The organism is Corynebacterium comes, assembly GCF_009734405.1.
Classification (GTDB): domain Bacteria; phylum Actinomycetota; class Actinomycetes; order Mycobacteriales; family Mycobacteriaceae; genus Corynebacterium; species Corynebacterium comes.
On record NZ_CP046453.1, the window covers coordinates 1,474,282 to 1,500,809 of the forward strand.

Annotated in this window: 23 protein-coding genes; 5 read left to right on the forward strand and 18 right to left on the reverse strand. The window is 66.1% G+C overall.

Features of this window, described 5'->3' with window-relative positions; genetic code table 11:
* Positions 1 to 71 precede the first annotated feature (71 nt).
* The 10 genes from coaBC to pyrR form a co-directional block, all read right to left on the reverse strand.
* Complete coding sequence (gene coaBC / locus CETAM_RS07100; RefSeq protein WP_156228217.1) at positions 72 to 1,316, reverse strand: bifunctional phosphopantothenoylcysteine decarboxylase/phosphopantothenate--cysteine ligase CoaBC; 1,245 nt, start codon at positions 1,314 to 1,316, stop codon at positions 72 to 74.
* A 170-nt stretch (positions 1,317 to 1,486) separates the two neighbouring features.
* Positions 1,487 to 1,777, reverse strand: a complete 291-nt coding sequence (rpoZ, locus tag CETAM_RS07105) for a DNA-directed RNA polymerase subunit omega (protein ID WP_156228218.1) — start codon at positions 1,775 to 1,777, stop codon at positions 1,487 to 1,489.
* 23 nt (positions 1,778 to 1,800) lie between these two features.
* A complete protein-coding gene (gene gmk, locus CETAM_RS07110; RefSeq protein ID WP_156228219.1) occupies positions 1,801 to 2,418 on the reverse strand; it encodes a guanylate kinase in 618 nt (205 codons plus the stop codon).
* A gap of 3 nt (positions 2,419 to 2,421) precedes the next feature.
* Positions 2,422 to 2,745 carry an integration host factor, actinobacterial type gene (gene mihF, locus CETAM_RS07115; RefSeq protein ID WP_156228220.1) on the reverse strand — a complete coding sequence of 108 codons (324 nt, stop codon included), beginning with the start codon at positions 2,743 to 2,745 and terminating at the stop codon, positions 2,422 to 2,424.
* Between the two features lie 208 nt (positions 2,746 to 2,953).
* On the reverse strand, positions 2,954 to 3,787 hold the full coding sequence (gene pyrF, locus CETAM_RS07120; RefSeq protein ID WP_156228221.1) for an orotidine-5'-phosphate decarboxylase: 834 nt from the start codon (positions 3,785 to 3,787) through the stop codon (positions 2,954 to 2,956).
* Positions 3,788 to 3,789: 2 nt separating this feature from the next.
* Entirely contained in the window at positions 3,790 to 7,131 is a 3,342-nt protein-coding gene (gene carB, locus CETAM_RS07125; protein ID WP_156228222.1) for a carbamoyl-phosphate synthase large subunit, read from the reverse strand.
* 28 nt (positions 7,132 to 7,159) lie between these two features.
* Complete coding sequence (carA, locus tag CETAM_RS07130; protein WP_197085840.1) at positions 7,160 to 8,365, reverse strand: glutamine-hydrolyzing carbamoyl-phosphate synthase small subunit; 1,206 nt, start codon at positions 8,363 to 8,365, stop codon at positions 7,160 to 7,162.
* Positions 8,366 to 8,393: 28 nt separating this feature from the next.
* Complete coding sequence (locus CETAM_RS07135) at positions 8,394 to 9,752, reverse strand: dihydroorotase (protein ID WP_156228223.1); 1,359 nt, start codon at positions 9,750 to 9,752, stop codon at positions 8,394 to 8,396.
* Between the two features lie 8 nt (positions 9,753 to 9,760).
* Positions 9,761 to 10,702 carry an aspartate carbamoyltransferase catalytic subunit gene (locus tag CETAM_RS07140; RefSeq protein WP_156228224.1) on the reverse strand — a complete coding sequence of 314 codons (942 nt, stop codon included), beginning with the start codon at positions 10,700 to 10,702 and terminating at the stop codon, positions 9,761 to 9,763.
* Complete coding sequence (pyrR, locus tag CETAM_RS07145; RefSeq protein ID WP_156228225.1) at positions 10,702 to 11,286, reverse strand: bifunctional pyr operon transcriptional regulator/uracil phosphoribosyltransferase PyrR; 585 nt, start codon at positions 11,284 to 11,286, stop codon at positions 10,702 to 10,704. The genes CETAM_RS07140 and pyrR overlap by 1 nt, the downstream gene beginning before the upstream one ends.
* A 156-nt stretch (positions 11,287 to 11,442) precedes the next feature.
* Between pyrR and CETAM_RS07150 the strand changes: the two genes are divergently transcribed.
* From CETAM_RS07150 to CETAM_RS07170, 5 genes are all read left to right on the forward strand, one after another.
* Complete coding sequence (locus CETAM_RS07150) at positions 11,443 to 12,843, forward strand: TIGR01777 family oxidoreductase (protein ID WP_156228226.1); 1,401 nt, start codon at positions 11,443 to 11,445, stop codon at positions 12,841 to 12,843.
* A gap of 8 nt (positions 12,844 to 12,851) precedes the next feature.
* Entirely contained in the window at positions 12,852 to 13,820 is a 969-nt protein-coding gene (locus CETAM_RS07155) for a GIY-YIG nuclease family protein (protein WP_156228227.1), read from the forward strand.
* A 68-nt stretch (positions 13,821 to 13,888) separates the two neighbouring features.
* Complete coding sequence (locus tag CETAM_RS07160) at positions 13,889 to 18,853, forward strand: DEAD/DEAH box helicase (RefSeq protein WP_156228228.1); 4,965 nt, start codon at positions 13,889 to 13,891, stop codon at positions 18,851 to 18,853.
* 95 nt (positions 18,854 to 18,948) lie between these two features.
* A complete protein-coding gene (locus tag CETAM_RS07165) occupies positions 18,949 to 19,452 on the forward strand; it encodes a YbjN domain-containing protein (protein ID WP_156228229.1) in 504 nt (167 codons plus the stop codon).
* Positions 19,445 to 19,912: a YbjN domain-containing protein gene (locus CETAM_RS07170; protein ID WP_156228230.1), complete on the forward strand. Its 468-nt coding sequence runs from the start codon at positions 19,445 to 19,447 to the stop codon at positions 19,910 to 19,912. The genes CETAM_RS07165 and CETAM_RS07170 overlap by 8 nt, the downstream gene beginning before the upstream one ends.
* Here CETAM_RS07170 and CETAM_RS07175 read toward each other — a convergent pair whose 3' ends face one another.
* The 8 genes from CETAM_RS07175 to aroC form a co-directional block, all read right to left on the reverse strand.
* Positions 19,913 to 20,764, reverse strand: coding sequence for a PPK2 family polyphosphate kinase (locus tag CETAM_RS07175; protein ID WP_156228231.1), 852 nt, complete (start codon positions 20,762 to 20,764; stop codon positions 19,913 to 19,915).
* Between the two features lie 28 nt (positions 20,765 to 20,792).
* The gene (gene nusB, locus CETAM_RS07180; protein WP_156228232.1) at positions 20,793 to 21,422 is read right to left on the reverse strand and encodes a transcription antitermination factor NusB; all 630 of its coding nucleotides are present in this window, start codon (positions 21,420 to 21,422) and stop codon (positions 20,793 to 20,795) included.
* A 12-nt stretch (positions 21,423 to 21,434) separates the two neighbouring features.
* Entirely contained in the window at positions 21,435 to 21,998 is a 564-nt protein-coding gene (gene efp, locus CETAM_RS07185; protein ID WP_156228233.1) for an elongation factor P, read from the reverse strand.
* A gap of 48 nt (positions 21,999 to 22,046) precedes the next feature.
* Complete coding sequence (locus tag CETAM_RS07190; RefSeq protein WP_156228234.1) at positions 22,047 to 23,138, reverse strand: aminopeptidase P family protein; 1,092 nt, start codon at positions 23,136 to 23,138, stop codon at positions 22,047 to 22,049.
* 82 nt (positions 23,139 to 23,220) lie between these two features.
* On the reverse strand, positions 23,221 to 23,655 hold the full coding sequence (aroQ, locus tag CETAM_RS07195) for a type II 3-dehydroquinate dehydratase (protein WP_156228235.1): 435 nt from the start codon (positions 23,653 to 23,655) through the stop codon (positions 23,221 to 23,223).
* Positions 23,655 to 24,731, reverse strand: coding sequence for a 3-dehydroquinate synthase (gene aroB / locus CETAM_RS07200; protein WP_156228236.1), 1,077 nt, complete (start codon positions 24,729 to 24,731; stop codon positions 23,655 to 23,657). The genes aroQ and aroB overlap by 1 nt, the downstream gene beginning before the upstream one ends.
* A 24-nt stretch (positions 24,732 to 24,755) precedes the next feature.
* Complete coding sequence (locus CETAM_RS07205) at positions 24,756 to 25,304, reverse strand: shikimate kinase (RefSeq protein WP_156228237.1); 549 nt, start codon at positions 25,302 to 25,304, stop codon at positions 24,756 to 24,758.
* Positions 25,305 to 26,525: a chorismate synthase gene (gene aroC, locus CETAM_RS07210; protein ID WP_156228238.1), complete on the reverse strand. Its 1,221-nt coding sequence runs from the start codon at positions 26,523 to 26,525 to the stop codon at positions 25,305 to 25,307.
* Positions 26,526 to 26,528: the final 3 nt, after the last annotated feature.

Here is a 26,528-nt window from a genome sequence, read left to right on the forward strand (position 1 = left end):
CCTTTGCGAATGGCAGCTAGAAAACTATGACTAAGCGTCTCGCCCAATATAGACCAAGCTGTCTAAATCCGTCAATCGGGGAGCCCGTCCACCGCCTCGAGGATCAGCGCGGCGACCGTATGCTTCGAGCCGTCGGGAACCTCCCTCACCTCGCCGTCAGCGGTGAGCAGCCAGCCCCGGTTGCGGGATTCGCCGAACACCCGCCCCTCCCCCACCTCGTTGCACATCAGCAGGTCACAGCCCTTGCGTGCCAGCTTCGCCCGCGCGAAATCCAGGGCCGTAGCCGTGTCATCGCCGGTCTCCGCGGCAAAGCCCACGATTGTCGTCTCCGCGGGCACCCCGCCGTCGCGACGCCGCTGCACGGTGGTGGCCAGGATGTCCGGATTCTCCACGAGCCTGACCGTCGTCAACGATTCTTCGTCCGCGCCCTTCTTCATCTTCGACTCCGCCTCCGAAACCGGCCGGAAATCCGCCACCGCCGCCGCCATGATGATCACGTCGGCCTCCCCGGCATGCTTCTCGACGACCGCCGCCATCTCCCGTGCGCTGGTCACCTTCTCGATGGTGGCCCCCGACGGCGTCGGAAGGTCATCGGTGTCGCCTGCCACGATCGTCACCTGCGCACCCCGATGGGCGGCGATCTCCGCCAACGCGAATCCCTGACGACCCGAGGACCGGTTGCCCAGGAACCGCACGGGGTCCAGGTTCTCCTGGGTGCCCCCGGCAGTGATGAGCACTTTCCTCCCCTGCCAGTCGGGGGTGAGGTTCGCCCCGGAGAGTACCGCCCGCACCAGATCCGCGATCTGGTCCGGCTCCGGGAGCCTGCCGGGCCCCGTGTCCTTCCCGGTCAACCGCCCGTGTGCCGGTTCCAGGACGATCACGCCGCGCTCCCGTAGCGTCGCGACGTTCGCCCGGGTCGCCGCATTCCCCCACATTTCCGTGTGCATCGCCGGAACGACGATGACCGGACACGTCGCCACCAGCACGGTTGCGGTGAGCAGGTCGTCTGCCCGCCCCGCCACCAGGCGGGCCATGACGTCCGCGGTGGCCGGCGCGATGACCACCGCGTCGGCCTCCTGACCGATCCGCACGTGCTGCACCTCGTCGACGGCATCGAACACCGTCGTCGACACCGGATGACCGCTCAGCGCCTCGAAGGTGGCGGCGCCGACAAAATTGAGGGCACCCGGGGTGGGCACGACGCGGACGTCATCGCCCGCCTCCTTGAGGTTCCTCACCAGGTGGCATGCCTTGTAGGCGGCGATGCCCCCCGAAACTCCCACGACAATGCGTCGCGGCTGGTGTTGATCGGTCATGCAGATGCTCCCCACGGGTCCGGTACATGCTTGTTCTCCCCTGACTCTACCGACGCCGCTGAAGGCGACGGAGTTCAGTGCGGCCGCCACTCCGACAGGAGGCAGCTGGCCCGGAAAGCAGAAACGCCCCCTGACACGTGAGTGTCAGAGGGCGTTTCAGGAGGGGGAGGCTATGCGCCTTCCACATGGTCGAGCAGACCGGCGTCGATTTCGCGCAAGGCGATGGACAGCGGCTTCTCGCCGGGCTCCGGAGTCACCAGCGGGCCGACGAACTCGAAGACGCCCTCGTCGTGCTGCTGGTAATAACTGTTGATCTGACGAGCGCGCTTGGCCGCGAAGATCACCAGTGCGTACTTGGAGGAGACCTTGTCCAGCAGCCCGTCGATCGGCGGGGCGGTGATGCCCTCCGGCGGATCGTAGACGGCGGTGGAGTTGGACGTCTCGTTGTTAACGTTGGTCACGTACACCTTTTCCTGGGTTGAAATTATTCGTTGCCTGCGCTTTCCCGCGAACGGGAAGGTGTCAGTGGAAGTCTGCCCTGCAGGATACCACTAATGACCGAAACAGCGTCATCCACCTGTTCGTTGACCACCACGTGATCGAACTCGCCACTGGAGGCCAACTCCTCGCGGGCGGTCTCCAGACGACGGGCGATGACGTCCTCCGGCTCGGTACCGCGACCGGTGAGGCGCTCAACGAGCACGTCCCAGGACGGCGGGGCCAGGAAGACGGACTCAGCCTCAGGCATCATCGATTTGACGTTGCGGGCACCCTCGAGGTCAACCTCGACCAGTACCGGACGACCCTCTGCGAGGGCCTCCCGCACGGGAGCGGCCGGGGTTCCGGAACGCTGGATCCCACCGTGTATGTCCGCCCATTCGAGCATCAGACCGCGGTCGATGTTCTCCTGGAACTGGTCCGGGGTGACGAAGAAGTAGTCGATGCCGTCAACCTCACCGGGCCGCGGGGCCCGGGTGGTCATCGACACGCTGAAGTACAGACGGTCGACGGTGCTGCGCAGGCGATGAACCACGGTGGACTTACCCACCGCGGAGGGGCCGGCCAGGACCACAAGCCGACCCGCGGGGTTCTCGCCGGTCATCGCCTAGTCCTCGGAGAAACCGAAGCGCTCCAGCAGGGCGCGACGCTGGCGGTCACCGAGACCACGGAGGCGACGGGTCTGGGCGATCTCCAGCTGCTCCATGATCTCCTTGGCCTTCACCTTGCCCACCTTCGGGAGGGCCTCAAGCAGGGCGGACACCTTGGTCTTGCCGATGATCTCGTTGGTCTGGGCCTGCTCCAGGACCTCCTTGAGGTTGGTGTCACCCCGCTTCAGCTTCTCCTTGAGCTCTGCACGTGCCTTACGGGCCTCAGCGGCCTTTGCGAGAGCCTGCTTGCGCTGCTCATCAGTCAACTGGGGAAGGGCCACGGGATTCCTCCGATTCGAATGGGGATGTGTCGGTTAGTTCGGGTACATGGGTACCAGATCTCAGCGGCCTGACGCGCAAATTCCACGCGTGCAACTCACTGACTCCGGACCAGTTTAGCACCGGCCCGGCCACTCCCCTGCGGACGTTGCCGTTTCGGCACGTCACAGGGTCGCGTTTCCTAAAGTACCAGGTCGCCTGCCGCTAGTATCAATTCTCTTGACCTGGGAATTCACTGGCAGCCGCTACAGCCGCCGCCCGAAGGTCCGCAATTCGCGGACCCTGACCGAGCACGGCGCGGGAAATATTCGGGAACGCCAGGCGCTCCACACCTGCGGCGATCCGCGTGACATCCTCCGCAGAGCCACCCTGTGCACCGACTCCCGGCATGAGCACCGGGCCGTTGAGCTGCGACAAGTCCGGCGCATGCGACAACGTGGCGCCGACGACGACGCCGATGTTGCCGGCCTCCCCGTTTTCGGTGTGGGCCTCGTTGCGGCGGGCGCACGCGTCCACCACCTGCTGGGCGATCGTGCGTCCGTCGACGCCCCGGTGGTTCTGCAGCACGACCGCCTCGGGGTTGGAGGTGGCCGCCAGCACGAAGACTCCTCGCCCGGTGTCCTCCGCCAGCTCGAGGACCGGGGCGAGCGCCCCGACTCCCAGATAGGGGGAGACGGTGACGGCGTCGCTGCGCAGCGGCGACTTCTCCCCCAGCCAGGCGTCGGCGTAGCCGGCCATGGTGGAGCCGATGTCACCCCGCTTCGCGTCCGCGACGGTGAGGCAACCCGCCTCGCGCAGAGCGACCAGGGTGTGCTCCAGCACGCGGAAACCTGCGGACCCGTAGCGCTCGTAGAACGCCACCTGGGGCTTGACCAGCGCCACGGTGTCGGCGAAGGCCTCGACACAGCGGCGGCTGAACTCCGCCAGTCCGTCGACGTCGTCGCTCAGCCCCCAGGATTTCATCAGGGCGGGGTGCGGGTCGATCCCGACGCACAGGCGACCGCGGGCGGCGGCGGCGTCGAGAAGCCGGGAACCGAAGGTCACCGCTACCGCCCCGCCGTGTGGTCGAGCTCCTGCAGCGCGCGGACGCTGAGCTCGCCGTCGCGCAGTGCCTCAATGCCCTGGACGGCGGCGGTGATGCCCTGGACGGTGGTCACCAGCGGGACGCCGGCGCTGACGGCGGCCGCGCGGATGTCATATCCGTCGTGGCGCGATCCCGCGGAACCTGCCGGGGTGTTGAGGATCAGGTCGACCTCACCGTCGAGGATCAGGTCCACGATGGACTGGCCCTCCGCACCTTCGCGCACGTCGGAGGCCTTGAGCACGATCTCGCACTCGATGCCGTTCCGGCGCAGCATACCGGCGGTGCCGGCGGTCGCCATCAGGGTGAAACCGAGGGAGGACAGTCGCTGGATCGGGAGGATCAGGGTGCGCTTGTCCCGGTTGGCCACGGAGACGAAGATCCTGCCTTCGATCGGCAGCTTGCCGAACGCGGCCTCCTCCGCCTTGGCGTAGGCGGCGCCGAAGTTGTCCGCCAGGCCCATGACCTCACCGGTGGACTTCATCTCCGGGCTGAGCAGGGTGTCCAGCATGGTGCCGTCGGCGCGACGGAAACGGTTGAACGGCAGCACGGCCTCCTTGACGGCGATGGGGTGCTCCAGCGGGAGGGAACCACCGTCGTAGTCGGTCGGGATCATGCCCTCGGCCTTGAGTTCCGCCAGGGTGGCGCCCAGCATGATGCGGGAGGCCGCCTTGGCCAGGTGCACGCCGGTGGCCTTGGACACGAAAGGCACGGTACGCGACGCACGCGGGTTGGCCTCGATGACGTAGAGGATGTCGTCCTTGAGGGCGAACTGGACGTTCATCAGGCCCTTGACGCCGATGCCGTGGGCCAGTGCCTTCGTGGACTCCCGGACCTTCTCGATGTCCTCTGCGCCCAGGGTCATGGGCGGCAGCGCACAGGCGGAGTCACCGGAGTGGATGCCGGCCTCCTCGATGTGCTCCATGACGCCGGCGAGGTAGACCTCATCGCCGTCGCACAGCGCATCGACGTCGATCTCGATGGCCGAGTCCAGGAAGCGGTCCACCAGCACCGGGTGGTCCGGGGACAGCTCGGTGGCGCGCTCGATGTAGTCGGCCAGGGACTCCTCGTCGTAGACGATCTCCATGCCGCGGCCGCCCAGGACGTAGGAGGGACGGACCAGCACCGGGTAGCCGATGGTGTCGGCGACCGCACGGGCCTCGTCGAAGGTGGTGGCGGTGCCGAAGGCCGGGGCCGGCAGGTCGGCGATGCGCAGGACTTCGCCGAACTCGCCGCGGTCCTCCGCCAGGTCGATGGCCTCCGGGGTGGTGCCCACGATGGGGACGCCCGCGTCGGCGAGCTTCTGCGCCAGACCCAGCGGAGTCTGACCACCGAGCTGGACGATGACACCGGCGACAGTGCCGGACTGGGACTCCGCGTGGTAGATCTCCATGACGTCCTCGAACGTCAGGGGCTCGAAGTAGAGGCGGTCAGCGGTGTCGTAGTCGGTGGAGACGGTCTCCGGGTTGCAGTTGACCATGACGGTCTCATACCCGATCCGGGAGAGCTCCAGGGCGGCGTGGACACAGGAGTAGTCGAACTCGATGCCCTGGCCGATGCGGTTCGGGCCCGAGCCGAGGATGATGACCTTCTCCTTCTCCGTCTGCGGGGCGACCTCGGACTCGGCGTCCGGATCCAGCTCGTAGGCGGAGTAGTGGTACGGGGTCCGGGCCTCGAACTCGGCGGCGCAGGTGTCGACGGTCTTGAACACCGGACGGATACCCAGGGACCAGCGCAGACGACGGACGCCGACCTCGCCGGCGAACTCGGGGCGCAGGGCCGCGATCTGGGCGTCGGACAGGCCGAAGACCTTGGCCTCACGGAGGAGATCTGCGTCGAGCACGGGGGCGTCGACAAGCACCTGACGGAAATCAACCAGGGCCTTGAGCTCGGCGAGGAACCACGGGTCGACGGAGGACGCCTCGTGGAGCTGCTCGATGGTGGCGCCGAGGCGCAGGGCGAGCTCCATGTCGTAGAGGCGACCATCGGTGGGGCGCTTGAGGTCCTCGAGAATTGCGTCCAGATCGGTGGCACGCTCGCCGGCGAAGTACTCGTCGGAGGTCGTCCAGAAGCCGCTCGGCTTCTGCTCCAGGGAACGCATGACCTTGTTCAGGCCGCTGATGTAGTTGCGGCCGATCCCCATGGCCTCACCGACGGACTTCATGGTGGTGGTCAGGGTGTCCTCGGCGCCGGGGAACTTCTCGAAGGCGAAGCGCGGCGCCTTGACGATGACGTAGTCCAGGGTCGGCTCGAAGGCGGCCGGGGTGACGCCGGTGATGTCGTTGGTGACCTCGTCGAGGGTGTAACCGATGGCCAGCTTGGCGGCCAGCTTGGCGATGGGGAAGCCGGTGGCCTTCGACGCCAGGGCGGAGGAACGGGACACGCGCGGGTTCATCTCGATGACGATGATGCGGCCGTCGCTCGGGTCGATGGCGAACTGGATGTTGCAGCCGCCGGTGTCCACGCCGACGGCGCGGATGATGGCGATACCCAGGTCACGCAGCTCCTGGAACTCACGGTCGGTCAGCGTCAGGGCCGGTGCGACGGTGACGGAGTCGCCGGTGTGCACACCCATGGCGTCGACGTTCTCGATGGAGGCGATGACCACGACGTTGTCGTCGGAGTCACGCATGAGCTCCAGCTCGAACTCCTTCCAGCCGAGGATCGACTCCTCGATGAGGACGTTGGCTTCCGGGGAGGCTGCGAGGCCACCACCGGCGATGCGCTCGAGGTCCTCGTTGTTGTACGCCAGGCCGGAGCCCAGGCCACCCATGGTGAAGGAAGGGCGGACGACGACCGGCAGGCCGAGCTCGGCGACGGTCTCGTGGACCTCCGCCATGTTGTGGCACACGCGGGAGCGGGCGGATTCGCCGCCGATGGAGGCGACGATGTCCTTGAACTTCTGGCGGTCCTCGCCACGCTCGATGGCGTCGATGTCGGCGCCGATGAGCTCGACACCGTACTTCTCCAGGGTGCCGCGGCGGTCCAGCTGGATGGCCGCGTTCAGTGCGGTCTGGCCGCCGAGGGTGGCCAGCACCGCGTCGATCGGGTGGCCCTGCTCGATCTCCTTCTCGAAGATCTTCTCGATGTACTCGGGCTCGATCGGCTCGACGTAGGTGTGGTCGGCGAACTCCGGGTCGGTCATGATCGTGGCCGGGTTGGAGTTGATCAGGGTGACCCGCAGGCCCTCTTCCCTGAGGACGCGGCACGCCTGGGTGCCGGAGTAGTCGAACTCGCAGGCCTGTCCGATGACGATGGGGCCGGAGCCGATGACCAGGATGTGCTTGAGATCGGTGCGCTTGGGCATATGTGTTCCTTCTTTTTCTTCCTGGTGCTTAGTTCTCGACGCCTGCGGCGGCGGTGCTGTTCTCGTCCATCAGAGCGATGAACTGATCGAACAGGGGGTTCGCGTCACGCGGTCCGGCGGCGGACTCCGGGTGGTACTGCACGGAGAAGGCGCGGCCGTTGACCAGGGCGACGCCTTCGACGGTCTGGTCGTTGAGGCAGACGTGGGTTACTCGTGCGGGACCGAAGTCGGTGTCGAAGGTCTCCCCCGCCGGCGCTTCGAGGGAGAAGCCGTGGTTCTGGGAGGTGATGTCGATCTTGCCGGTGATGACGTTCTTCACCGGCACGTTGATGCCGCGGTGGCCGAACTTCAGCTTGTAGGTGCCCAGGCCGAAGGCGCGGCCGAGGATCTGGTTGCCGAAGCAGATGCCGAACAGCGGCAGGTCCGCCTCGATGATCCTGCGGGTGGTGGCGACCATGTCGTCCGCGGCGGCCGGGTCACCGGGACCGTTGGAGAGGAAGACGCCGTCCGGGTTGTACTGGGCCAGCTCCTCGAAGGGGGTGGAGGCAGGGACCACGACGGTGCGGATGCCACGGGCGGCGAACTGGCCCGGGGTGGCGGACTTGATGCCCAGGTCATAGGCGACGACGGTGTACTTCTGCTCACCCTCGGCCGGGACCTCGTAGACCTCGTTGGTGCTCACCTCAGAGGTGAGGTCCGCGCCAGCCATCGACGGCTGGGCCTTGACCTCGGCGACCAGCTCGTCGACCGGACGTGCGGCGTCCTCGCCGGTGAAGATGCCGGCGGCCTGGGCGCCGTTGTCGCGCAGGTGGCGGACCAGTGCGCGCGTATCGACGCCCCGGATGCCCACCAGGCCCTGCTTCTCCATCTCCTCCGGGAGGGTGCGCTGGGCGCGCCAGTTGGAGACACGGTGCGCCAGGTCCCGGATGACCAGGCCGGCGGCCCAGATGCGGCCGTCGCGGGACTCGTTGTCCTCATCGTTCCAGCCGGTGTTGCCGATCTGCGGGGCGGTGGCCACGACGATCTGGCGGCGGTAGGAGGGATCGGTGAGGGTCTCCTGGTAGCCGGTCATGGCGGTGGTGAACACGGCCTCGCCGAGGGTCTTGCCGGCTGTGCCGAAGCTGTAGCCGCGGAAGGTGCGGCCGTCGGCGAGCACGAGCACTGCCGGGATTCGGTTGTGGGTGGAGGACGTCAAGGCGTCACCTTTCACGGAGATGTCGGTGTTGTTCTGCATGTTATTCAATCAGACGTATTCTATTCGGTCAGTGGGAGGTGCCGCGCGGTTCGGCCGGGACGCCATCCACGCAGGTCAGGCGGCCACGGAGGACGGTGGTGGTCACCCTGGCGGAGAACTCCATCCCCTCATACGGGGTGTTCTCCGTCTTGGAGGCCATGTCCGCACCGCGGGCGGTCCAGGTGGACCCCGGGTCGACGACCGTGAGGTTGGCCGGCTCACCGACCGCGATGGGACGCCCGTGGCCGGGCAGCCGCACAATCTCGGCGGGCCGCTCGCTCATGACCCTGGCCACCCAGCGCCAGTCGGCCCGGCCGGTGGCGACGAAGAGTTCGGCGATCACCGCCAGGGAGGTCTCCAGGCCGAGCATGCCCGGCTTGGCGTGCTCGAACTCCACGCACTTGTCCTCGGAGCCGTGCGGGGCATGGTCCGTGGCGACGCAGTCGATGACGCCGTCGAGCAGCGCCTCGCGCAGGGCGAGGGTGTCGTGCTCCTCACGCAGCGGCGGGTTGACGCGGAAGTTGCCGTCGTAGGTGTTCAGCTTCTCGTCGGTGAGCAGCAGGTGGTGCGGGGTCACCTCGGCGGACATCGGGATGTCCTGGGACTTCGCCCACTTGAGCAGCTCCACCGTGCCGGTGGTGGAGGCGTGGCAGATGTGGATGCGGTTGCCGTAGTCACGGGCCAGCAGGGCGTCGCGGGCGACGATGGACTCCTCGGCCACGCGCGGCCAACCACGCAGACCCAGCCTCGCGGCGGTCTCGCCCTCGTGGGCGACGGCGCCCTCGGTGAGACGGGGCTCCTCGGCGTGCTGCGCCAGCAGGACGCCCTGGCCCTTGGCGTACTCGAGGGCGCGGCGCATGAGCTGCGGATCGGCGACGCACTTGCCGTCGTCGGAGAACATCCGCACCTTCGCCTGTGAGGCCGCCATCATGCCGAACTCGGTGAGTTCCCTGCCCTCCAGCCCCTTGGTGATGGAACCGACCGGGTGGACGTCGCAGATGGTGGCGTGCTGGCCCTTGAGCCACACGGACTCGGCGATGACCGGCTGGTCCATCACCGGGCTCGTGTTCGCCATCGTGAACACGGCGGTGAAACCGCCCTTCGCGGCGGCCCGGGAACCGGTGATGATGGTCTCGGTGTCCTCGCGGCCAGGCTCCCGCAGGTGGACGTGGACGTCCACCAGACCCGGCAGCAGGACGTTGCCCTGAGCGTCGACGGTGCGGTCGGTCTCGACGTCCCGGTCGGCGTCGAGGTCGACGATCACCCCGTCCTCGATGAGGACGGTGACGGGATCACCCTCGCCGTAGACGCGGACGTCGACAAGCTTGAGGGTGCCCCGCTCGGCAGGCGCCAGCGGGCCCGTGGCGGGGTAGTCGGTCACGGTCATGAAAACTCCTAGATTCCGGGTGCGCCGTCGGCGGCGAGCAGGGTGAACAGGACTGCCATGCGCAGGTGGACACCGTTGTTGACCTGCTGGAGCACGGCTGAGTTGTCGTAGTCGGCGACGGCGTAGTTGATCTCCATGCCCCGGAGCATCGGACCGGGGTGCATGATGATCGCCCCGTCCTTCATCTTCGCGGCACGGGCCTTGGACAGGCCGAAGAAGGTGGCGTACTCGCGGTGGGAGGGGAAGAAACCGCCCAGCATGCGCTCTGCCTGGACACGCAGCATCATGACCACGTCGGCGTCCGGGATCTCGGCGTCGAAGTCATCGGCCACGCGCACCGGCCAGTGCTCCACACCCGTCGGCAGGAGGGTCGGCGGGGCGACGACCACCACCTCCGCACCGAGGGTGGAGAGCAGGTCAACGTTGGAGCGCACCACGCGCGAGTGCAGGATGTCGCCGACGATGAGGACCTTGCGGCCCTCGACGTCACCGATGCGCTGGCGCATGGTGACCGCGTCGAGCAGCGCCTGGGTGGGGTGCTGGTGGAAACCGTCGCCGGCGTTGATGATGGAGGGGCCGACGCCGTCCGGGGCCACCCAGTCGGCGACGAGCTGCGCCGCACCCGAGGAGGGGTGGCGCATGACGATGGCGTCCGCGCCGATCGCGGCCAGCGTCAGAACGGTGTCCTTGAGGGACTCGCCCTTCTTCACCGAAGAGGTGGAGGCCGACAGGTTGATCACGTCGGCGCTCATCCACTTGCCGGCGGTCTCGAAGGAGGAACGGGTGCGGGTGGAGTTCTCGTAGAACAGTGAGTAGATGGTGCGGCCGCGCAGGGTCGGCAGCTTCTTGATCTCCCGACCCTCAAGTGCCTCACGGAAGCGGTCGGCCTCGTCCATGAGGCCCAGGATCTCGTCGCGGTCCAGATCAGGGATGGACAGCAGATGCTTCATCAGTTGTTCTCCCGGCTATCGGGTCGGGTGAGGACGACGGCGTCACGGCCGTCGATCGCCTCGAGCAGGACGGTGACGTCCTCGGCACGTGCGGAGGGCAGGTTCTTGCCCACGTAGTCGGCGCGGATCGGCAGCTGACGATGGCCGCGGTCCACCAGGACGGCGAGCTGGATGTTCTCCGGGCGACCGATGTCGCGCAACGCGTCCAGGGCGGAACGGATGGTGCGCCCCGAGAACAGCACGTCATCCACCAGCACCACCGTCGCGCCGTCGATACCGCCGGCCGGAATGGTGGTGGGCTTCAGTGCGCGGTGCGGCTTGTTGCGCAGGTCGTCGCGGTAGAGGGTGATGTCGAGAGCGCCGACGGGCACCGCCACGCCGGAGAATTCCTCGATCTTGGCTGCCAGCCTTTCGGCCAGGGGCACTCCCCCCGAAGGGATGCCCAGCAGCATGACGGTCCCGGCGTCCGGTGAATCCAACGCCGTTTTCTCGATGATCTGGTGCGCGATGCGTGCGACGGTACGCGCGACGTCGTCGGAGCCGAGCAGCTCGACAGACGTTTCCGCGTCAGTGCGTTCACTCATCGTGACCTCCTTCCCCGCCTCTCTGTGCGGTCTTTAAAGGATGTCGGACAAAGCCAGGCAGTGTCCTGAAGGTGTCTATGATTGGAGACTGGTGATGATCCTAGCACCCGCCACCCGTGGAGGGTGTGCGCACCGACGATGAGAGGGATACCGCCTGTGAGCCTGACTACTAGTCATGTCGTACCTGCGCCACGTGAGCAGGTATGGGACTGGCACACCCGGCGGGGTGCACTCACCCGACTGACCCCCCCGTTCCTTCCCTTCACCCCCCTCCGGCAGGCGGAGAGACTCTCGGACGGCACCACTGTCTTCGGCCTGCCCGCCGGCCTGAAGTGGGTGTCCCGCCACGACCTCTCGAACTACCGCCCCGGCCACCGCTTCACGGACGTGTGCACCAACGCCCCCATCAAGCTGCTGGCCAACTGGCGCCATGTCCACGAATTCGCCGACCATCCGGACGGCACCCTGATCACCGACACGGTGAACACCCGACTGCCCGCCGCCGCGATGGCCTCGTTCTTCGCCTACCGGCAGCAGCAGCTGATCAACGACATCTCCTTCCTAGGCCGGGTCTCCCACCTGCAGCCCGCGGAACCGCTCACCGTCGCAGTGACCGGCTCCCGCGGCCTGGTGGGGCGCGCCCTGACCGCCCAGTTGACCACCGCGGGTCACCGGGTGATCCAGCTCGTGCGGAAGAACCCGAAGGAGGACCAGCGACTCTGGGAGCCCTACTACCCCGCCGAGGACCTCCTCAAAGGGGTCGACGTCCTCGTGCACCTCGCCGGCGAACCCATCTTCGGGCGCTTCAACGACAGTCACAAGCGGGCCGTCCGGGACTCCCGCATCATCCCGACGCAGCGCCTCGCCCGGCTCGTGGCCGACACCGACAGCGTGACCACGATGATCGCCGCCTCCGCCGTCGGCATCTACGGCGCCGACCGGGGCGATGAGGCGCTCACCGAGTCCACGGAACGTGGAGAGGGTTTCCTCGCCGACGTGGTGAGCGAATGGGAGGCCACGACCGCCCCCGCCCGCGAGGCCGGAAAGCGCGTGCTCAACGTCCGCTTCGGTGCCGTCCTCTCCGGCCGCGGCGGGATGCTGCCCGTGCTCAAGGCCCTGTTCTCCACCGGGCTGGGAGGCAACTTCGGTGACGGCAACTTCTGGTTCCCCTGGATCGCGCTCGACGACGCCACCGACATCCTCATCCGCGGAGTGCTCGACCCCGACTGGTCCGGCCCCGTCAACGCGGTGTCCCCCACCGAGACCCTCAACCGGGACTTCACGGCCGCCCTGTCACGCCAGCTGCGCCGCCCCGCCATCATCCCCATCCCGACGATCGGACCGGCGCTCATCCTCGGCCGTGAGGGCGCCCAGGAGCTGGCCCTGGCCAACCAGCGCGTCGTCCCGCAGATGCTTGTCGACGCCGACCACACCTTCCGCTACCCCACCCTCGACCGCGCCCTCGCGCACGAGCTCGGCGGGGAGGAACTCTTCGACAAGACTCCCGCGCTCGAGGCTGCTGACACCGGGGAGCTGGAGGAGAAGTCCGGGGAGTAGTGCTGACAATGAATGGCAGACAAGTCCGCCTCTTCCTTGTCGACGGCACCGTCGGCGGCCTGATGACGGCTGAGATCCTCAACTGGACCGGTCATATGCTCCGGGCCCGCCGAAAAGACCTCGGCCGGATCAAGGGCCGCGAGGAAGCCCAGCGCACCGGGGTGTACGTCCTCTTCGGAACCGACGAGGAAGGAGAACCGGCCGCCTACATCGGCGAAGGCGACAACGTGGTCAGGCGGCTGGAGAACCACAACGCGAACAAGGACTTCTGGGAGGACGTGGTCATCATCACATCCAAGGACATGAACCTCACGAAGGCTCACGTCCGCTACCTGGAGTCGGAGCTGATCAGGCTCGCTAAATCCATCAGCCGCGTCTCCCTCCTCAACGGCAACGACCCCACCGGAGGAGCCGCCCTCCCGGAGGCCGACGAGTCCGACATGCAGTACTTCATCGGCCAGATCAGGATTCTCATGCCTGTCCTCGGATTCGACATCTTCCGAGGCCGTTCCACCCAGGGGAAAAAACCGTTCGCCGCGCCGGACGCCCCCGTCGAGGCCACGACTCCAGACAGTTCACCAGTCCCCGAGGAGGTCTCCGAATCCCCCGACAGTCCGATCTTCTACATGAGGACGCGGGAAGGCAGCAACGCCCAGGCCCAGATCGTTGACGGCGAGTTCACCCTGCTGGAGGGCTCGGTGATCCCCGGCGCGATGAAGGACAACCCGAACTTCTCTTCCTCCACGAGGAAACAGTTCATCGTCCGTGAAGCCCAGCACGCCAAGGTTCTGGAGGTCTGCGTACCCGGTCCCGCGCCGGGACTGGCCGCGCTGTCGAAGGACGTCGTCTTTTCTTCGCCGTCGGCAGCCGCCTCCATCGTCTACGGCCGGGCCAGTGCCAACGGCCGGATCACCTGGAGGACGGCTTCCGGTCACACCTTCGGGGAGTGGGAGCAGGGCCAGTCAGCTGTGGAGTGACCCACGGTGGTCCCCCGTCCGCAGGTCAATCGAGGGAACCGTGCTCGTGGTCAGGCACAATAGGCCTTATGTCCACCATCGTTGATGCTGTTGCCGCCCTCCGTGAACTTCCCACCCGTGCCCATCAGGGCCTGGCCTTTGAGAAGCTCATGGTCAACTTCATCACCCTGGACCCCACCCTGTCACAGCAGTACGACGAGGTCTACCGCTGGGGGGACTGGCGCTACAACGGCGGCAAGGCCGACACCGGCATTGACCTGGTCGCCCGCCGGCGGGAGGACGGCCGGTGGACCGCGATCCAGTGCAAGTTCTACCTCGAGTCGACGAGCCTGCAGAAGGGCCAGCTGGACTCCTTCTTCGAGGCCTCCGGCCGCAGCTTCATCACCGAGAACGGCACAGAGTCCTTCGCCAACCGTTTGATCATCTCCACCACCGACAAGTGGTCGTCCAACGCCGAGGCCATGCTGGACAACCAGGTCATCCCCACCAACCGCATCGGTCTGGGGGCCATCGGGGAGTCGCCGATCAACTGGGACATCGCCTACCCCGGCTCCGAGCTGACCATCAACCTGGAGCGCAAGGAGACCTTCGAGCCGCGCCCGCACCAGGAAACAGCCATTTCCAAGGCGATTGAGGGTTTCCAGACCCATGACCGGGGCAAGCTCATCATGGCGTGCGGCACCGGCAAAACCTTCACCTCCCTTCGTCTGGCCGAGCGCATCGCGGAGAACAACGGCGGGCGTGCCCGCGTCCTCTTCCTGGTCCCCTCCATCGCCCTGCTGTCCCAGACACTGAAGGAGTGGACCGCCCAGACCCGGATGGACCTGCGCCCCTACGCGGTGTGCTCCGACACCAAGGTCTCCCGGGGTGCGGAGGACATCGCCTCCTATGACCTGGAGGTACCCGTCTCCACCAACGGTCGCGACATCGCCGAGCGCCTGGCTCATCGCAAGCGTGCCTCCGGGCTGACGGTTGTCTTCTCTACCTACCAGTCACTGCCGGCCATCCACGAGGCCCAGGCCCACGGCCTCGACGACTTCGACGTGGTCATTTGCGACGAGGCTCACCGCACCACCGGTGTCACCCTGGCGGGTGATGACTCCAGCAACTTCGTGCGTATCCATGACGTCGACTACATCAAGGCCGCCAAGCGTCTGTACATGACCGCCACCCCCCGGCTGTTCGATGACTCCGTCAAGGGCAAGGCCGCCGAGCATTCGGCTGAGCTGGTGTCCATGGACGACGAGGCCATCTACGGCCCTGAGTTCCACCGCCTGGGTTTCGGTGAGGCCGTCGAGCGTGGCCTGCTCACCGACTACAAGGTGCTCGTCATGACGGTGGACGAACAGCTGGCCTCGGACACCATGGCCCGGTTCACCCCGCAGCCGGGCCAGGAACTGACCCTGGATCTGGCCTCGGCGATGATCGGCACCTGGAACGGCCTGACCAAAAGATCTGGCCGGGAGCAGGGCACGAAGTCAGGTTTCGAGGAAGACGCCGCCCCCATGCAGCGCACGGTGGCGTTTGCCCAGGACATCAAGACCTCGAAGCAGATTACCGATGCCTTCCCCACGCTCATTGCCAACCACGTCGACTCCCTCAAAGAAGCCGCGGCCCTCAACGACATCTCCCTGCACAACGTGGACGTCGGCATCGCCGCCAACCACGTCGACGGCACCATGAACGCCATGCAGCGCGAGTCCCTGCTCACCTGGCTGGAATCCCCCGTTCCGGCGACTGAGACCCGGATGCTCACCAACGCCCGGTGTCTGTCCGAGGGCGTGGACGTCCCGGCACTGGATGCCGTGGTCTTCTTCAACCCGCGGAACTCCATGGTCGACGTCGTCCAGTCCGTCGGCCGGGTCATGCGCAAGGCCGAGGGCAAAGACTACGGCTACATCATCCTGCCCGTGGCCGTCCCGCCCGGTGCGGAGCCGTCGACGGTGCTCAACGACAACAAGCGCTTCCGGGTCGTGTGGCAGATCCTCAACGCCCTGCGCGCCCACGACGACCGCTTCAACGCCAAGATCAACTCCATTGCGCTCAACGAAGGCAGCGTGAAGGATCTCCCGGTCGACCACGACCATGTCTCCGGTAAAACGGTCGGAGGTAAGTCCGAGCAGCCTTACGACGACGGGACCGAGGTCACCCAGATGGTGCTGTTCTCCCTGGAGCAGTGGCAGGAGGCCCTCTACACCAAACTCGTCGACAAGGTCGGCACACGGACCTACTGGGAGGACTGGGCTGATGACGTGGCCGACATCGCCCAGGCCCAGATCACCCGCATCACCTCGCTTCTCGCCGCCGCCGACCCCCATGTGGCCGCCGAGTTCGACCGCTTCGTCGAAGGGCTACGCGGTAACCTCAACGACTCGATCACCCGCGACGAGGCGGTGTCGATGCTGTCGCAGCACCTCATCACTGCCCCGGTGTTCGACGCACTGTTCTCCGAGCATGACTTCGCCTCCCACAACCCCGTGTCCCGGGTCATGCAGCGCATGGTCGATGTCCTCGACGACTCCCAGCTGGACGCGGAGACCGAGAAGTTGGAGTCCTTCTACGATTCGGTCCGCCGCAGGGCCTCCGACGTGACGTCGGCCTCCGGCAAGCAGACCGTGATCAAGGAACTCTACGAACGCTTCTTCAAGAAGGCTTTCCGCAAGCAGTCCGAGGCTCTCGGGATTGTCTACACCCCGGTGGAGATCGTCGACTTCATTCTTCGGGCCGCTGACGACGTCTCCCGCGAGCACTTCGGCCGCGGGCTCACCGACGAGGGTGTCCACGTTCTCGATCCCTTCACCGGCACCGGCACCTTCATGGCCCGCCTCCTCCAGTCCGGGTTGATTGAGCCAGAGGACCTGGCCCGTAAGTACGCCTCCGAGCTGCACGCCACTGAGATCATGCTGCTGGCCTACTACGTGGCCGCCGTGAACATCGAGAGCACCTACCACGCTCTGCTTGGTGAGAAGGCCCTACGGGAGGGGACGGAGGTAGTGGGCTACGAGCCTTTCGACGGCATCGTGCTGGCGGATACCTTCCAGGTCTACGAGGACGACGACACCCTCGACCTGGACGTGTTCGCGCAGAACAACGAGCGTCTCGAACGCCAGAAGAACACCCCGATCCACGTGATTGTCGGTAATCCGCCTTACTCGGTGGGTCAGTCCAGTGCGAACGACCTCAACGCCAACATCAAGTATTCGAGTCTGGATAGCCGGATCGAAGAGACATACGCAGCAAAATCGACAGCCACGTCTCAACGCACGCTCTACGATTCCTACCTGCGGGCTTTCCGCTGGGCAACCGACCGCATCACAGACCAAGGCGTTGTCGCCTTCGTTTCAAACGGCGGCTGGATTGACGATAACACCGCCGACGGCGTCCGCCTGAGCCTTGCGGAGGACTACTCCGACATCTATGTCTTCAACTTGCGAGGCAACATGCGGAAGTCCAACTGGAAGGAGGAGGGCGGACAAATCTTTGGCGCTGGCTCACAGGCAACCATCGCTATCTTCATCGGTATCAAGAAGAAAAATTCCACCGGGTGCCGGATTCACTACCGGGACATCGGCGATTATCGCACCACCGAGGAGAAACTAGACATCGTCGACCACTCTGCCATTGACACTATCGAATGGTCGGAAATCATCCAGAATCAGCACGGTGACTGGATCAACCAACGGTCCGATGATTTTGAGACCTGGCCAGTGCTGGGGGAGAAGAAGCAAGCTGCTGTCCCGAGGTTCTTTAAGAATTACTCCCTCGGTCTCGCTACTGGCCGCGACTCGTGGTGCTACGCCCCTACCACTGGTCAAGTGCTGGCAAAGATCAATCGCCTACTGAAATCTTACGAGGATGCTCGTGCAGAATTTACTCAGTGGGCAGCTACCAATGGCATCACCAAACACAAGGAAGCTGAAGTCAACGACTTCCTGCGAGAGAATCCAGAGTTCGCACACACAACTCGGATCTCGTGGAATAGCAACTTAAAGAGCGATCTCGCCTCAAACCGTGACTACAGCGACATCGAGATCCCTGTTATTCCCTCTCTTTACCGCCCATTTACTCGTCAAAAGGTCGCTTTTGATCGAACAGTTAATGCGCGGGTTTATCAGCTTCCGTCGATGTTCCCCACCCTTGCTCACGACAACATCGGTTTTTATGTGGTAAATCCAGGAAGCGCTAAACCCTTCTCAGCTCTAGCCACAGATCTTCTTCCCGACCTTGCGATGTGGGGGTCAAATGCAGGGCAGTTCTTCTCCCGATGGACCTGGGAACCCGTCATAGCTCCCGCAGGTGAGCTGGACTTCGGGGGGAACGAAGAGACGTCGATAAGCACCCCAGGTACCGAGGGTGAGATCCTTAACGGTTACCGCCGGGTCGACAACATCACCGACGAGATCCTGGCTCTGTATCGGGAAGCGCTGGGCAGCGATGTCACCAAGGATGAGATCTTTTACTTCGTCTACGGGCAGCTCCACGACCCCGGATACCGGGAGGCATACGCCGCGGATCTGAAGAAGATGCTGCCGCATATTGAGTCCCCCACTGACCGGGCACGTTTCGAGCAGTTGGCAACCGCTGGTCGGGAGTTGATGGACCTGCACATCGGTTACGAGGATGGTGAGCCCTGGCCGGTGGACGTCCAGGTCAAGGCGACTGCTGATCCGGAGGACCGGGAGACCTGGCGGGTGACGAAGCTGAAGTGGAAGAAGGTTCGTGACCCGGAGACGAAGAAACTGGTGGATGACCGGACAGCGATGATTTATAACGGGCATGTCACCATCGCTGGTATCCCGTTGGAGGCCGAGGAATACACGCTCGGCTCCAGGTCGGCGCTGGCGTGGATCATCGACCGATACCAGGTCAAGAAGGACAAGGCCTCCGGTATCGTCAATGATCCGAATGACTGGGCCGATGAGGTGGGCAATCCACGTTACATCGTGGACCTCATCGGGAAGGTCACCCGCGTGGCCGTCGAAACGGTGCATATCGTGGAGGGACTCAAACTCACGGCGACAGCGAAAGGCTGAGCCGAAGCAGCCTGGGCCTCGGCCGGTCAGTCAAATCACCCCTGAACCCTGGTGCCGTCCACCAACAGGCAGTAGCGCCCGCTAGGGTGGTCCAGGTGACAACAGCACCCAGATCCCCCATCCCCGACACCGAAGTGTCGCCCGCCACCCCGCAGCGCGTGGCAGAGCTTCTCGACGCCGAAGGTCTGCAGTACCGCCTGGAATCCGCTCCCACCAGCTCCAGCGAGCAGCCCGACACCATCGTGCGCACCGGTTTCATCAACGCAGCCATCGCCCTGAGCTTCGACCGCGACCACCTCATCTGCGACTCCATGTGGCGCGGCGAGGTACCCAAGTCCGAGGCCCCCAGGGTTCTCGGTGCGGTCAACGAGTGGAACCAGACGCAGTACATGCCCACCCTGCGCTTCTTCGAGAACTCCGCCGGCGAGGGCCACCTGACCATCAGCGCACACCGCCAGATCAACGTCGAACACGGCCTGAGCCGTAACCAGATCGGCGCATTCGTCATGTCCAGCCTGGACGGAATTCTCCGTTCCTACGAGTGGATTGAAGGCCAGTTCCCCGACCTGGTCACCTGGGAGGAGCACCACAATGAGTAACACCACACTTGCCCCCGTCACCATCGACCGGATCGTGGACGTCATGCAGGGCTTCGACGTGGAGCTCGAGCGCGTCGGCGAGGACGAGGTGGCCACCGCGAATCTCAACGGCCTCCCGGTGACCTTCGCGATGCTGGGCTCCGTGTTCATCGTCCGTGCTGACACCGTCACCGACCAGACGATCGCCGACGCTGACCCGACCCTCTACCTCGCGGCCAACCAGGTCAACTCGGTGAGCTTCGGTGCCCGGGCGACGATCGTCGACCGCGCCGAGAACCTCATCGTCCGCACCGAGCGTGACGTGGCCATTGCCGCGGGCATGAACGACGAGCAGCTGGCTGCCTCCCTGCGTTCCGCGGTTGACGCGGTTCTCGCGACCCAGGACGGCGTGAAGGCCGCCGCCGATGATCTCGCCGAGCTGCGGGCCCAGGTGGAGAAGGAGCTCGGGGAACAGTCCTGATCAGGCGTTCCGCGCGCGCTCCAGCTCCGCTTCCACGTCGAAGTCGGCCTTGGGCCATTCCAGGTTCATGGCGCGCAGCGCGTCGAGAACCAGGTACTTCACCGCCATGCGGGCATACTTCTTACGGTCGCCCGGGAGGCAGTACCAGGGGGCGAAATCTGTGGAGGTGCGCCGGAGGGCGATCTCGTAGGCCTCCATGTACCCGTCCCAGAGTTCACGCTCGTCGAGGTCGCCGGGGTTGTACTTCCAGTGCTTCTCCGGGTCCTCGAGACGCTCAAGGAGATTCGCCTTCTGGAAATCCTTCGAGATGTGCAGCATCACCTTGATGATCCTGATGTTGCGGCTGGCCATGTCGCGCTCGAAATCAACGATATGTTCGTAGCGGCGTTCGATCTCATCGGCCGGGGCCATCTTCCGTACCCGCTGGATCAGCACGTCCTCATAGTGTGAACGGTCAAAGACCGCGATGCGGCCGATGGCCGGCTCATGGGGTCGGACCCGCCAGAGGAAGTCATGGGAACGTTCCTCCCGGGTGGGTGGGCCGAAGCTGGTGATCTCCACCAGCTGCGGGTCGAAGGCCTCGAAGACGTTGCGGACGACGCCGCCCTTGCCGGAGGTGTCCATGCCCTGCAGGACCAGGAGGAGTCCGCCGGTGCCCGGGGTTTCCGCCCGGGAATTGGCGTACAGCTTGGCCTGGAGTTCCTGGAGTTCCTCGTCGTGCTCATGGAACTCGTGCTCCCAGTCCTCCTTGTTCCACTCGAACCCGGGGGTCGAGGTGGGGTCGACGTCGGCGATCCGGAAATCAGGGCCGACGCGGTGGCAGAGCGCCTCTTCCATCGTGAACTTGTCCATGTCCCCGATGGTAGTGAAAAGGAGGCGTCTACACGTCGGGGGAGTCTGGCTTCCGCACCGGTCCGGGGCCGGGGTCGGCCGCGTTAGCGTGGCGGGGCTCCGCGTCGACGGTGGGATCCGCCGGTGTGAACTGCGGATCCGCGTCCGCGTCCGAGATGGCCTCGACCACGGGCTCGCGGAACGGGTTGTCTGCGGCGCCGGCCTGGACGACGTCATCAAGCACGGCATGGATGTAGGGGGCCGCGACGTCATTGCCGTACTGGCTGGCCAGCTCCACGCCCTCGACGACGGCGGTGGCGCCGTCGACCTCGGGGTTGAACAGGATCTCCCACACACCGACGCGCAGGATGGCGCGGTCGACGGCGGGCAGGCGGTTCAGCTCCCAGGTCTCGGAGAGGTAGCGCTCGATGGACTCGTCGATCCGGTCGAGCTCCTCGGCGGCACCGACGATGATCTGGCGGGTGTAGTCGGCGACCGGGGCCACGGAGTTGTCGGGATCGCGGGAGAGGGTGATCCGGTCCTCGACGATAGCGACGGGATCGATGTCGCGTGCCTCTGCCTCGAACAGGATGTCAACGGCTCGTCGGCGGGCGCGGTATCGGGCACCGTGACGGCGCCAGTTGCGCTCGTCGTTGGTTGCCTCAGGTGTATCGGTCACGTGTGATGGGTCCTAGTTGTTGACGCGGGAGAGGTATTCGCCGGTGCGGGTGTCCACCTTGATGACGTTGCCGGTCTCCAGGAACAGCGGAACCTGGATCTCGGCGCCGGTTTCGACGGTGGCCGGCTTGCTGCCACCGGTGGAGCGGTCGCCCTGCAGACCCGGCTCGGTGTGGGTGATCTCCAGGTCGACGGAGACCGGCAGCTCGCCGAAGAGAGCCTCGCCCTCGTGGAAGGAGACCTGGACGCGCATGTTCTCCTTGAGGAAACGGCCGGCGTCGCCGAACTTGTCCTCCGGCAGCTCGTACTGCTCGTAGGTCTTCTCGTCCATGACGACGTAGGAGGTGCCGTCGTTGTACAGGTAGGTCATGTCACGGCGGTCGACGGTGGCGGTCTCGACCTTGACTCCGGCGTTGAACGTCTTGTCGATGGTCTTGCCGGAGAGGATCTCCTTCATCTTGGTACGCACGAAGGCGGGGCCCTTACCCGGCTTGACATGCTGGAACTCGATGATCTGAGACAGCTTGCCATCGACCTTGAGCACAAGGCCGTTCTTGAAATCGGCGGTAGAAGCCACGGAGTCTCTCCCTCGTAGTGGTGATCCTGGATATTAGACCTAACCAGACTACACCACGCGCAAATCCTTACTGGCAGGCGTGATGATGCGGGCCGGGCCCTGGGTGATCAGGATGGTGTCCTCGATGCGCACCCCACCTCGGCCGGGGACGTAGATCCCGGGTTCGATAGTCAGCGTCATGTGTTCGGCGAGCACGCCCTCCGCAGTCTGGGAGGCGGAGGGGCTCTCGTGGAGTTCCAGGCCGATGCCGTGGCCGGTGGAGTGGACGAAGAACTCGCCGTATCCGGCGTCCTCGATGACCGAACGGGCGGCGGCGTCGACGTCGACGAGCCGGGTGCCCGGCGTGGCGGCCTCCACGCCCGCCAGCTGGGCACGCAGGACGATGTCGTAGATCTCGCGGGTGAAGTCATCTGCCTCACCCATGGCGACCGTACGGGTCATGTCGGAGTTGAAGCCGCGGGCGTGGGCGCCGAAGTCCAGGATCACCAGGTCGCCGCGGTGGATGATGCGGTCACCTGCGGTGTGGTGGGGCTTGGCGGAGTTGGGGCCGGAGGCGACGATGGTGTCGAAGCTGGGACGCTCGGCGCCCATTCGGCGCATCCGGTACTCCAGGTCGGCGGCGACCTCCCGCTCGCTGCGCCCGACTGCGAGTTCACCGCCCGCGATGAGCTCAGCGAAGGCCGTGGAGGCCAGTTCGGCGAGCTCGGTGAGCCGGATGCGTTCGGTGTTGTCCTTGATCAGGCGGAGATCCTCGATGACCCCGGTGACGGGGACGAGGGTGACGTCCTCGTTGCAGACCTCCTTGAGCCGCTCAAGTTCGGCGACGGACACGTAGTCCGCCTCGAAACCGACGCGACGGGGCCCCTCGATCCGGCGCAGCAGCTCCCGGGCGGACTGGCGCTCGATGACCACCGGAATGTCCGGGACCTCTTCCGCGATCTGGGTGGTGTAGCGGCCGTCGGTGGCGATCTCGGCGGTCAGGTCCTTCGACAGGACCAGCGCCCCCTGGGACCCGGAGAATCCGGAGAGGTAGCGGACGTGGATGAGGTTGGTCACCAGCATCTCGTCGATGCGCATCCCCGCCAGTCGCGCGGAGAGTGCGCGTCGTCGGGTGAGGAATCTGGTGTCCGCGTATGCCATATGGCCCTCCAACTGAAATGGTGTGTGATTCCCCACAACCTTAGCGTCTCCGGGGTGTGGCCCGGCGACTATCCACGCCCGGTCAGCGCCGCGCCGCGAACCAGTCCAGCGCCAGCACGTATCCCCGGACGCCCAGTCCGGCGATCACTCCCCGGGCGATGGCGGACAGGTACGAGTGCGCCCGGAAGTCCTCGCGGGCGTGGACGTTGGAGATGTGCACCTCGACGAAGCCGGGACCGTCCGACACCTCAGCCAGCGCATCGCGCAGCGCCACGGAGGTGTGCGTGAAGCCGCCGGGGTTGATGATCACCGGCCAGCTCTCATCGGCGGCCTCGTGCACCCAGTCGATGAGGTCACCCTCATGGTTGGACTGGCGGCACTCCACCTCGACGCCGAGTTCTTCGGCGCGGTCGGCGATGAGCTTCTCGACGTCACGCAGCGTCGTCGTCCCGTACACCTCCGGCTGGCGCTTACCCAGTCGGTTGAGGTTGGGGCCGTTGAGGACGAGGACCTTCATCAGTTCCCCCGGGAGATCGCCGCGTAGGCGCCCCGGAGCTCATCGAGCGACGGCCCCTCGAGACGGGTAGTCTCCCCTGCCCCGGTGAGCGCCACGAAGCGGATGTTGCCGTCGCGGTTCTTCTTGTCGCGGGTCATCGCGGAGTACAGGTCATCGAAGTGACCGCCCGGGTAGCTGGTGGGCAGGCCGATGGACCCGAGGATCCTTTCGTGGCGGGCGACGAGGTCAGCGTCGATGAGCCCGCGGGAGGCCGCCAGGTGGGCGATGAACATCATGCCCACGGCAACGGCGTTGCCGTGGCGCCAGCGGTAGTTCTCACGCAGCTCGACGGCATGGCCGAAGGTGTGGCCGTAGTTGAGGATCTCGCGCAGGCCCGACTCCTTGAGGTCCTCGCCGACGACGCCGGCCTTGACGGTGACGGAGCGGGCGATGAGTTCGGGCAGGTGGCCGTCGGCACGCAGGCAGGCGGCGGGGTCCTCCTCGTAGCGCTCGAGGATGACCGGGTCAGCGATGAAACCGGTCTTGATGATCTCGGCCGAACCGGCGACGATCTCCTCCCGCGGCAGGGTGGCCAGGCGGTCGAGGTCGATGAACACGTCCGTGGGCTCGTGGAAGGCCCCGACGAGGTTCTTGCCGGCGGCTGTGTTGATGCCCGTCTTGCCGCCGACGGCCGCATCAACCATGGCCAGGAGCGTGGTGGGCGCCTGGATGACCTTGATGCCCCGCATCCAGGCCGCGGCGACGAACCCGGCGAGGTCGGTGACGGCACCTCCACCCAGACCGACGATGACGTCCCGACGCCCGAATGTCTCCTCGCCGAGACGATCCCACAGAGCGCCCGCCACGTCGAGGGTCTTACCTGCCTCCGCGTCGGGTACCGGCGCGAGGACGACCTCCAGCCCACGGGCCTCGAGCGCGGCGCCGAGCCTGCCGGCCGGCTCGACCAGGGTCGGCTGGTGGATGACCATGACCTTGGCCGCACCGGTGGCGGCGGCGCAGTCGGCGACGGCGTCATCGAGGTTGTGGTCGATGGTGACCTGGTACGGGGCTGGTCCGTTGACCGGAATCGTCGTCACGGGTGGGTTCCTTTTCGGGGGTGTCTAGAGGGTGTCCAGGAAGCCGAGGATGTCGGCGACGGACTGCTGTGGGGTGCGGCCGTCGGTACGCACCCGGAAGTCTGCCACCTCATGGTATAGCGGGGCGCGTTGTTCCAGGAGCCGACGGTAGTGTGCCACCGGGTCGTCGGCGGCGAGCACGGGGCGGGAGGACTCGCTGGCGGTACGGCGCACGCCCTCCTCGACGGAGACGTCGATCCATACGACGCAGTGCTGGTTGAGCAGCTGACGGGTCGAGTCGGTGAGTACCGCTCCCCCGCCGAGGCTGACGACCCCGCCGGTGCCCAGCGCCTTTTCGACGTGACGGGCCTCGAGCTGGCGGAAGGCGGGCTCACCGAGCTCACTGAAGACCTCACCGCAGGACGTCCCCGCCTCCTCCTCGATGAGCTGGTCGGAGTCGACGAGCGGGAGGGACAGGGCGTGCGCCAGTCGGCGACCGATGGTGGATTTTCCGGCGCCGGGTGGGCCGACGAAAACCACCTTCGGGCGGGTGTGGCACACGGTGGGATGCACCTCGGACTCCGGGCTGGTCATCTACGCCTCCCCGGCATCCTGGAACCGCAGTCGCTGCGCGACGTACTCGTTGTACGACCCGATGTTGCGGCGGGTCTCGGCGACGGAGTCGCCACCGAACTTCTCCAGCACCGCACGGGCGAGGACGAGCGCGACCATCGCCTCGGCGACGACGCCGGCGGCCGGGACGGCGCAGACGTCGGAACGCTGGTGGATGCCGGTCGCAGCGGAACCGTCGGCCATGTCGACGGTCTTCAGGGCACGCGGGACGGTCGAGATCGGCTTCATCGCGGCGCGGACGCGCAGGGTCTGGCCGTTGGTCATGCCCCCCTCGACGCCGCCGGCGCGGTTGCTGAGGCGGTCGACGCCGTCCTCGGTGCGCACCATCTCGTCGTGCGCCTCGCTGCCACGGCGACGGGCCTCCTCGAAGCCGTCGCCGACCTCGACGCCCTTGATCGCCTGGATGCCCATCAGGGCGGCCGCGAGCTGGGCGTCGAGACGATCATCGCCGGACACATGGGAGCCCAGGCCGATGGGCAGGCCTTCGACGACGACCTCGACGACGCCGCCGAGGGTGTCGCCGGCCTTCTTGGCGGCCTCGATCTCGGCGATCATGGAGGTTTCGGCCCCGGCATCGAAGGCACGCACCGGCGAACCGTCGATGGCGGCCAGGTCCGCGAAGGTCGGCTCCGGGCCGGTGTAGGGCTCGGAGCGGCCGATGGAGATGACGTGCGAGAGCACCTCGACGCCGAGGGTCTCCCGCAGGAAGCTACGTGCCACGGCGGCGGCGGCCACCCTGGCCGCGGTCTCGCGTGCCGAGGAACGCTCCAGGATCGGACGCGCCTCGTCCTGGTTGTACTTGACCATGCCGGCGAAGTCGGCGTGTCCCGGACGCGGGCGGGTGAGCATGGCGCCGCGGCCGGAGCTCATCGCGGCGGCGACCTCCTCATCCCCCATGTCGACCGGCTCGGCCGACATGATGGTGGTCCACTTCGGCCACTCCGTGTTCCCGATCATGATGGCGATCGGGCTACCCATGGTCTTCCCGTGCCGGATGCCGGTGAGCAGGGTGAGCTCATCGGCCTCAAACTTCATGCGGGCACCGCGTCCGTAGCCGAGTCGGCGACGTGCAAGCTGCTCGGCGATCTCTTCCCGGGTCACGGAGACACCGGCGGGCATGTGTTCAAGCAGGGCAATCAGGGCCTGACCGTGGGATTCCCCTGCTGTGGTCCATCGAAGCATGCG

Coding starts and splice junctions, on each gene's coding strand:
- aroC (WP_156228238.1), bottom strand. CDS start 26,525: ATGCTTCGATGGACCACAGCAGGGGAATCCCACGGTCAGGCCCTGATT.
- CETAM_RS07160 (WP_156228228.1), top strand. CDS start 13,889: ATGTCCACCATCGTTGATGCTGTTGCCGCCCTCCGTGAACTTCCCACC.
- CETAM_RS07175 (WP_156228231.1), bottom strand. CDS start 20,764: ATGGACAAGTTCACGATGGAAGAGGCGCTCTGCCACCGCGTCGGCCCT.
- CETAM_RS07205 (WP_156228237.1), bottom strand. CDS start 25,304: ATGACCAGCCCGGAGTCCGAGGTGCATCCCACCGTGTGCCACACCCGC.
- CETAM_RS07140 (WP_156228224.1), bottom strand. CDS start 10,702: ATGAAGCATCTGCTGTCCATCCCTGATCTGGACCGCGACGAGATCCTG.
- coaBC (WP_156228217.1), bottom strand. CDS start 1,316: ATGACCGATCAACACCAGCCGCGACGCATTGTCGTGGGAGTTTCGGGG.
- carB (WP_156228222.1), bottom strand. CDS start 7,131: ATGCCCAAGCGCACCGATCTCAAGCACATCCTGGTCATCGGCTCCGGC.
- CETAM_RS07155 (WP_156228227.1), top strand. CDS start 12,852: ATGAATGGCAGACAAGTCCGCCTCTTCCTTGTCGACGGCACCGTCGGC.
- carA (WP_197085840.1), bottom strand. CDS start 8,365: ATGCAGAACAACACCGACATCTCCGTGAAAGGTGACGCCTTGACGTCC.
- pyrR (WP_156228225.1), bottom strand. CDS start 11,286: ATGAGTGAACGCACTGACGCGGAAACGTCTGTCGAGCTGCTCGGCTCC.
- CETAM_RS07170 (WP_156228230.1), top strand. CDS start 19,445: ATGAGTAACACCACACTTGCCCCCGTCACCATCGACCGGATCGTGGAC.
- CETAM_RS07135 (WP_156228223.1), bottom strand. CDS start 9,752: ATGACCGTGACCGACTACCCCGCCACGGGCCCGCTGGCGCCTGCCGAG.
- gmk (WP_156228219.1), bottom strand. CDS start 2,418: ATGACCGGCGAGAACCCCGCGGGTCGGCTTGTGGTCCTGGCCGGCCCC.
- aroQ (WP_156228235.1), bottom strand. CDS start 23,655: ATGAAGGTCCTCGTCCTCAACGGCCCCAACCTCAACCGACTGGGTAAG.
- CETAM_RS07190 (WP_156228234.1), bottom strand. CDS start 23,138: ATGGCATACGCGGACACCAGATTCCTCACCCGACGACGCGCACTCTCC.